The following is a 6,964-nucleotide window of genomic DNA, read 5'->3' on the forward strand; positions in this document are numbered from 1 at the left end:
TCAGAGGGAGAAGCAGGGGTCGAAGACCGGGCTCTCCGTCTCGGGAGCCAGACCGCGTCGCGCCCGCCACTGGCGGTGCTGCTCGGACTCGGCGACGGCCTGGCCGAGCAGCTCGGCCTGGCGGGCGCCCGACGGACCCGGGCGCGGGGCGGCCCGGAAGCCGCCGAAACGGGTGACCGGGCTCCACTCGGGGCTGACCGGCGGCAGTTCCTCGTCCAGGCCCTCGTACTCGCCGGTGGCGTAGACGATCCGGCCGCCGACGACGGTCAGCAGGGCCTCGATGTGCGCGATGTCCTGGTCGGGCACCTCGAAGTAGTCCTCGGACAGGACCGCGAGGTCACCGAAGGAGCCCGGGCGCAGGACGCCCTTGACGTCCTGCTCGCCGGTCAGCTCCGCGCCCGCCGTGGTGAACATGGCCAGCGCGGTGGCCCGGTCGACACGGTTCAGCGGCGGACGCAGGACCAGGTCGCCGACGGTGCGGCCGGTGACCAGCCAGTGCAGGGCGATCCACGGGTTGTACGAGGAGACCCGGGTGGCGTCCGTGCCGGCACCCACGGTCAGTCCACGCTCCAGCATGGCCCGGATCGGAGGTGCGTCCGCGGCGACGCCGGGACCGTAGCGGCGCAGGAAGGCCTCGCCCTGGAACGACAGACGGTTCTGTACGGACATGGCGCCGCCCAGTGCGGCGACCCGGTCGAGGCTGTCCGTCGACGCGGTCTCCGCGTGGTCGAAGAGCCACCGGTTCCCGGCAGGGAAGAGGCCCTCCGAGGCGAGCTTCTCGAACACCGCGAGGTCCCGGCGGATCGTCTCGTCGTACGTGGCGTGCAGCCGGAATCCCCAGCCGTTCTCCATGAGAAGACGCACGGCCTTCTCGAACTCGACCTCGTAGTCCGGGGAGTGTTCCGGCCGTGGCTGGGCGAAATTCTCGAAATCCGCCGCCGCCCAGGTGAGATTCTCACCGGCTCCGTTGAGGCGGAGCCATTCGTCCCCGTCCTCGGCACGCGTCATCTCGATCCAGCGCGTGAGGTCGGCGACTTCCTGCCCGGCGGTCTGCGGAAAGAGGTGATAGGCGATCCGGAGCGACAACCGCCCTTCCGCGGCCAGTTCGGCGACGGTGCTGTAATTCTCGGGAAAGTTCTGGAATCCACCGGCGGCGTCGATCGCCGACGTGAGACCGAACCTGTTGAGCTCCCGCAGGAAATGACGGGTGGATATCTTCTTGTCCTCGCCCTCCAGCACCGGCGCCTTGGCCAGCGTCGAGTAGAGGATCAGCGCGCTCGGCGCGGCCAGCAGCATGCCCGTGGGCTCGCCGTCCCGACCGCGGACGATCTGCCCGCCCTTCGGATCGGGGGTGTCCCTGCTGTACCCGGCGGCCTTGAGCGCCGCCCGGTTGAGCACCGCCGACTGGTACAGGTGCAGCACGAACACCGGGGTGTCGGGTGCGGCTGCGTTCAGTTCCGCGACGGTCGGCAGCCGCCGTTCGGCGAACTGCTCGACCGACCAGCCCCCCACCACCCGCACCCACTGGCCCTTCGGGGTCCGGGCCGCCTGCTCCCGGAGCATCGCCAAACCTTCGCGCAGGGTGCGGACCCCGTCCCAGCGGAGTTCCAGTACGTAGTTGAGCCCGCCCCGGATCACGTGCAGATGGGAGTCGTTGAGGCCGGGGATCATCCGGCGGCCGAGTGCGTCGACGATCCGGGTGGCGGGCCCGACGAAAGGCGCCACGTCGTTGTCGTCGCCGACGACCGTGATGACACCGTCGCGGATGGCGAGGGCCCCCGCTCGGGGGCGCCCCGGGTCACCTGTGTGGATCTTCGCGTTGCGGACGACGAGGTCCGCAGCGTTTTCGGTGGCGCTGGGAACCAGCCCTCCGACGGGCATCGTGGACACCTTGGGACAACCTCCTGGAATGGGAACAACATTGTTTTTCCGTGCGTGCCGCCACCCGCACCGGTATCGGTTCCGGCGAGGCCGCGTGGAGCCCGCGTCAGTGCCGGGCGCCGCCCGCCCGGCGGGAATTGTCAGAGACCGGCCCAGGACGGTGACGGAAGCGGGAACGGAAACGAGAGAGGGATAGCCCTGAGGCGCCTTCGTTCGAATCGATCGGCTCGGATCGCCCCGTCAGGAGATTAGGAGAAATGCGCGCGCCCGAATGTCCCGGCAGTGCACCGGGCACGTCCCGAGAGCGCACTCCTGTCCGCATTCGCCGTCGAGGGTGGTCGCGCTCCGGTGTCCGGGCGCTCAGATCCCCGCCGCGCCGGTGCTCCGTCCACGTGACGTGGCGTGCCGCGGAGACGGCCGGCGGTCACGCACTGTGCACTGGTGGGCATCACCGCATGCACTGCGGGACTCGCGCCGCCTGCCGCGTTGCCTAGCGTCGCCCTTGTACGAACAGTACGAACAGAACAGCACGGCACCGCAGGAGGAACCCCATGAGCACCCCTTCGTCGTCCGCGAGCAGCAGCCAGCCGTGGCTGCACCAGAAGGGTGAGGTGATCCAGGAGTTCGGCACGGTCAAGCAGTTCCCGATCGGCCTCACCTACGAGGCGCGGATGTACTCCTGTCAGCGGCTCAACAGGGTGCTGGCCGATACGCAGATCCTCTACGGCCTCTACAAGAAGCACCACTGGCTGATGCGCGGCGCGACCTTCTACCAACTGCACCTGGTGCTGGACAAGCACGCGGGTGAGCAGCTCGAACTCGTCGACACCATCGCCGAACGCGTCCAGTCCCTGGGCGGGGTCGCCGTGGGGGACCCCCGGCACGTCGCGGAGATCACCTCCGTCCCGCGCCCTCCGGACGGTGTCGAAGAGGTACCTGCGATGCTGTCCCGGCTGCTGGAGGCGCACGAGGCGATCCTCGTGGACGCCCACGACGCCGCGGCCAGGACCATCGAGCTCGGCGACGACGGCACGAACGACCTGCTGGTCTCGCAGGTCATCCGGACCGGTGAACTGCAGGCGTGGTTCCTGGCCGAGCACCTCGTCGACACCCCGCTCGTCCGCGCCTGACGCGGACCCGGCGAGCGGCATTTCCCACCACCGGACCGCCGTCGGCCACGCACCGTTCCTCCTTCCTCCTGACCGCCCGGCCCCACCCCGGCCGGTCGGTCACCCCCGTCCGCACCACGCCTCACCAGGAGTTGCCCCATGTCTCCCTCCACCGGCCCCACCGTCGTCCTGATCCACGGCGCCTTCGCCGACGCCTCCAGCTGGAACCAGGTGATCCAACGCCTCCAGCACGAGGGCCTTCCCGTGGTGGCGCCGGCGCTGCCGCTGCGTGGCCTGGAGAGCGACGCCGCCTACATACGCAGCGTGCTGGAGAGCGTTTCGGGCCCCGTCGTGCTGGTGGGCCACTCGTACGGCGGCTCGGTCATCAGCATCGCCGCCTCCGGCCTCCCTCAGGTCAAGGCCCTCGTCTACATCGCGGCCTTCGTGCCGGACATCGGTGAGAGCGCGCTGGAACTCACCGGGAAGTTCCCCGGCAGCACCCTGGGCGAGGCGACCACCGCCCAGTACTACCCGCTGCCCGAAGGCGGCCGGGGCGAGGAACTGGTCATCCGGCAGGAGCTCTTCGAGGGGCAGTTCGCAGCAGGGGTCCCTGCCGAGACCGCCCGGGTGATGGCCGCGGGCCAGCGTCCGATCGCCCTCGCCGCCCTCCAGGGCAAGGCCACCGCGGCCGCCTGGAAGGAGATCCCCAGCTGGTACCTCGTCGCCACCGAGGACCGCAACATCCCGCCGGCCGCCGAGGAGTGGATGGCCGAGCGGGCAGGCTCCCACACGGTCAGCGTCCGTGCGCCGCACGCGGCCTCGGTGAGCGACCCGGAACCTGTGACGGATCTGATCCTGCGTGCCGTCCGCTCGACCGGCTGAGCGGACCGGCCTGTTGAGCGGACCGGCCGGCTGAGCGGTGGCCTGTCGAGGGGACGGCCTGCTGAGGGACTGGCCGGTCGAGTGACTGGCCCGCCGACGGATTGAGTACCGACAGGCGGGCGGGGTCCGGCGGTTCGGGGCCCGGGGCCGGGTGTGCGCTTCTGGGCGGCGCCACCGTCCTGGCGTGGTCCGCCGGACAGCCGTGATCGGTCGGACTTCGTTGATCCGGCGGAGAGTTGGTCATCCGCCGGAGCGTTGTGCGAGCCCGGCCGGGCTCATTCCCGCAGACCGCCCGCAGGCCCCGGACGAGGGGTTTCGGGGGTGCCGGTGTGCCGGTTCCGGCTGTCGCCGGGCGGGGACCTCCCGTCGCCGGGCGGGGGACCTCCGTCCACCTGCGGCGAACCGGCAGGTGACAGCGGCGTAGCACTGCGCTTGGGCGTGGCCGTCCCCGGCGTTCGGGGCACTCGGCGGGAGCACCGGCAACTCCGGGGTGGGCCACGCCGGGCCGTCCACCCGGTGCCGCGAGGTGGACTTCGCCCGCGGGCAGGGGGCGCTGTGTGCGACCGGGCGGGCCGCGCCCAGGAGCTCCCTGCGGGACGGCGCGAGCTCCGCCAGGACCGCCCGCCTCAGCAGCCCGGCCGGGAAACGGTAACCGCCGCCCGGATACGGGGCGTCGGGGTCGTCCCCCAGGCCGGCTGCCCGGCGGTGACGCTCCCGTCCGCCGACCTCAGTACGTCACGGACCGGCATGGCGGCCGACCGGGCGACAAGAGCCATGTCCGGCGGTCCCCGAAGGCCGCCATGATGTGGACGATCCGACGCGCGTGGCAGGCGTCAGCCCGGCCGGCCGGACCCGCGTCACGCTCCGCACGGCCGGAGGCGTCCTGGCGTGCGCACCCGTCCGGAGGTGCTCGGGGAGTTTCAGCGACTCCGTGAGCAGGAAGGGGTTCCCGCCACGACGGCGAACGGAGCTCCCCGCACCACGCGCGCACAGCCGGTGAGCAGCCCGCTCAGGCCGTCGTCCGCACGGTGGAGATCCTCCGCCACGTACAGGACCGGCACCACGTACAGGACCGGCACCACCGCGCCCGGTGACGACCTCGTTGCCGCCGCCCGGTCACGGAGATCCCGCGCCGGCCGCTCCGCCGGACCGTTCCCCGTCCACCGAGGGGCACCGGAGCCCCGGCGTTCCCGGTGCACCGGGTCCACCCCACGCGGAAGCCGGACGCGAGGCATGCCGGACCACTTCCACGGCAGGCGGGTCTTGCCCGTGCCGGGCCCACCGGAGACGACGGCCCAGCCGGCACGCCCCTCGGCGGCTTCCCGCCGCAGCTCGGAGAGCCGCTCCATCCCCTCAGAAGGTCTCCGGCGGCGCGGAGGGCTGTCCGGTGCGGAGACCGGCGCGGCCTCGGAGGCAGCTCGTCCCGCCGAGCTGCTCGGCCGCCTCCCCCGGCGCCCTGCACTCCGTTCCCGCCCCGTCGCCCGACGCCCCTACGCTCCTGGTGTGACGACTACGTACGAGTGGCGGGGCGACTTCGACAACGCGACCCTCGACGCGCTGCACGCCGAGGGATTCGGCGCTCCGGCCTCCGGGACCGACTGGCGGGCGCGACTGGAACGCCACAGCCTGGGCTGGGTCTGCGCCTGGGAGGACGGCTCCCTCATCGGCTTCGTCAACGTGCTCTGGGACGGCGGGCTCCACGCTTTCCTCCTCGACACGGTGGTGGCGGGGCACCGCCGGTCGCGCGGGGTCGGTGCGGCTCTCGTCGCTGTGGCGGTCGAAGAGGCCCGCGCCGCAGGGTGCGCCTGGCTGCACGTCGACTTCGAGGAGCATCTGCGGACGTTCTACGCCGACATCTGCGGTTTCCGGACGACACCGGCGGGGCTGATCGCCCTCTGACGCCGGGCGGGGCGCGCCCGGTCGCGCTCCACCCGGCGCAAGAGCCGCTTCGCGGGATCGCGTCGCCAGGATCGTGATGCGCGGAGCGTGACGCGCAGAACAGGGCGCGCAGAACAGGGCGCGCGGAACGGGGCGCGCGGAACGGGGCGCGCAGAACGGGGCGCGCGGACGCGAATGCGGCGTACGGGGCGCGGGACGTGGGCAGGGCACGCCACGCAAGGGTGAGGGGCACGGGTGACGGCGCGGCGGACGGGGCGCGTGCCCGGCGCACGGGAGCGCGTTTGCATCACTCGGTGCTCAGGTGTCTGCGGGCGCGCGCGGGCGCTTTTCAGAAATCCCCGGGATCAAATTCAGTGATATCCGCCCAAGCGGGATAGTTGATGACTGAACAGGTTCACGAGTGATCACTTGGCATATGTCCTGGGCGAGGTGGGTCGCCCCCCTGGGTAAGAGGTGTGCGGGCAATGGATTGAATCGAGACATGGTCGGCCGTACGTCCTCTAATGTGATTGGCGTGAACGGGTGAAGTCGGGTGACCCCGATCCGGTCGCTCAGGTCGATCGAAAGAGCGTGCGATGTGCTGGCGCTCTCGGTATGGCCGACGCCTCGGGTGGAAGGGTCGGGCCGGCGAAGTCACGGCGGGGAATGCCCCGGCGTGGTGTGCTCGGGAATGGCTGATGAAATGTCGCAGAAAGAGCGAGAACAAGTGGGGGACGGCCGTGACCAATCCTTTCGACGACGAGTCGGGACGGTTCGTGGCGCTGGTCAACGACGAGGGGCAGTACTCGCTGTGGCCCGCGCACATCGAGATCCCGGGAGGCTGGCGCGCCGTCGGTCCGGAGGGGTCGCGTCAGGAGTGCCTGGAAGCGATCGAGGCCGCCTGGACCGACATGCGGCCTGCCGGCCTGGTGCGAGCCATGGAGGCCGCGGCCGAGTAAGGGCTTGCAGGAGAACGACATGCGGGCGCCCGACGCTCTGACCCTGCGCCGCCGCGTCTCAGAACCAGCAGGTCGATTCTCCGCGAGCCGTGACGCCGACCGCAAGGCACACGGGGGCGCTCCGCCCTCTCGGACGCCTGCGCTCGTGGGCGCGATCCGGTACGCGTCCTGATCGCTTCTCATCTTTCAGGCCCTCGCGCGTCCTGCCCCTACCGGGCCTGGGCGCCACCGGGTCTGGCCGGAGTGGAATCGACC

5 protein-coding genes are annotated in these 6,964 nt (G+C 71.4%); 4 read left to right on the forward strand and 1 reads right to left on the reverse strand.

The features are described from left to right. Nucleotides 1–1,881 (reverse strand): amidohydrolase, encoded by a 1,881-nt coding sequence (locus ACFYPN_RS26845; protein WP_358760274.1) that lies wholly within the window; start codon nucleotides 1,879–1,881, stop codon nucleotides 1–3. 551 nt (nucleotides 1,882–2,432) lie between these two features. Here ACFYPN_RS26845 and ACFYPN_RS26850 point away from each other — a divergent pair. The 4 genes from ACFYPN_RS26850 to ACFYPN_RS26865 all read left to right on the forward strand — a co-directional run bounded on the left by ACFYPN_RS26850 (nucleotide 2,433) and on the right by ACFYPN_RS26865 (nucleotide 6,709). Continuing rightward, on the forward strand, nucleotides 2,433–3,011 hold the full coding sequence (locus tag ACFYPN_RS26850) for a DNA starvation/stationary phase protection protein (RefSeq protein WP_358760163.1): 579 nt from the start codon (nucleotides 2,433–2,435) through the stop codon (nucleotides 3,009–3,011). Between the two features lie 138 nt (nucleotides 3,012–3,149). After that, nucleotides 3,150–3,872: an alpha/beta hydrolase gene (locus ACFYPN_RS26855; protein WP_358760161.1), complete on the forward strand. Its 723-nt coding sequence runs from the start codon at nucleotides 3,150–3,152 to the stop codon at nucleotides 3,870–3,872. A 1,503-nt stretch (nucleotides 3,873–5,375) separates the two neighbouring features. Next, on the forward strand, nucleotides 5,376–5,771 hold the full coding sequence (locus ACFYPN_RS26860) for a GNAT family N-acetyltransferase (protein WP_358760158.1): 396 nt from the start codon (nucleotides 5,376–5,378) through the stop codon (nucleotides 5,769–5,771). A 719-nt stretch (nucleotides 5,772–6,490) separates the two neighbouring features. Next, entirely contained in the window at nucleotides 6,491–6,709 is a 219-nt protein-coding gene (locus ACFYPN_RS26865) for an MbtH family protein (protein ID WP_358760272.1), read from the forward strand. Nucleotides 6,710–6,964: the final 255 nt, after the last annotated feature.

This window comes from Streptomyces sp. NPDC005576 (assembly GCF_042871745.1).
GTDB lineage: Bacteria > Actinomycetota > Actinomycetes > Streptomycetales > Streptomycetaceae > Streptomyces.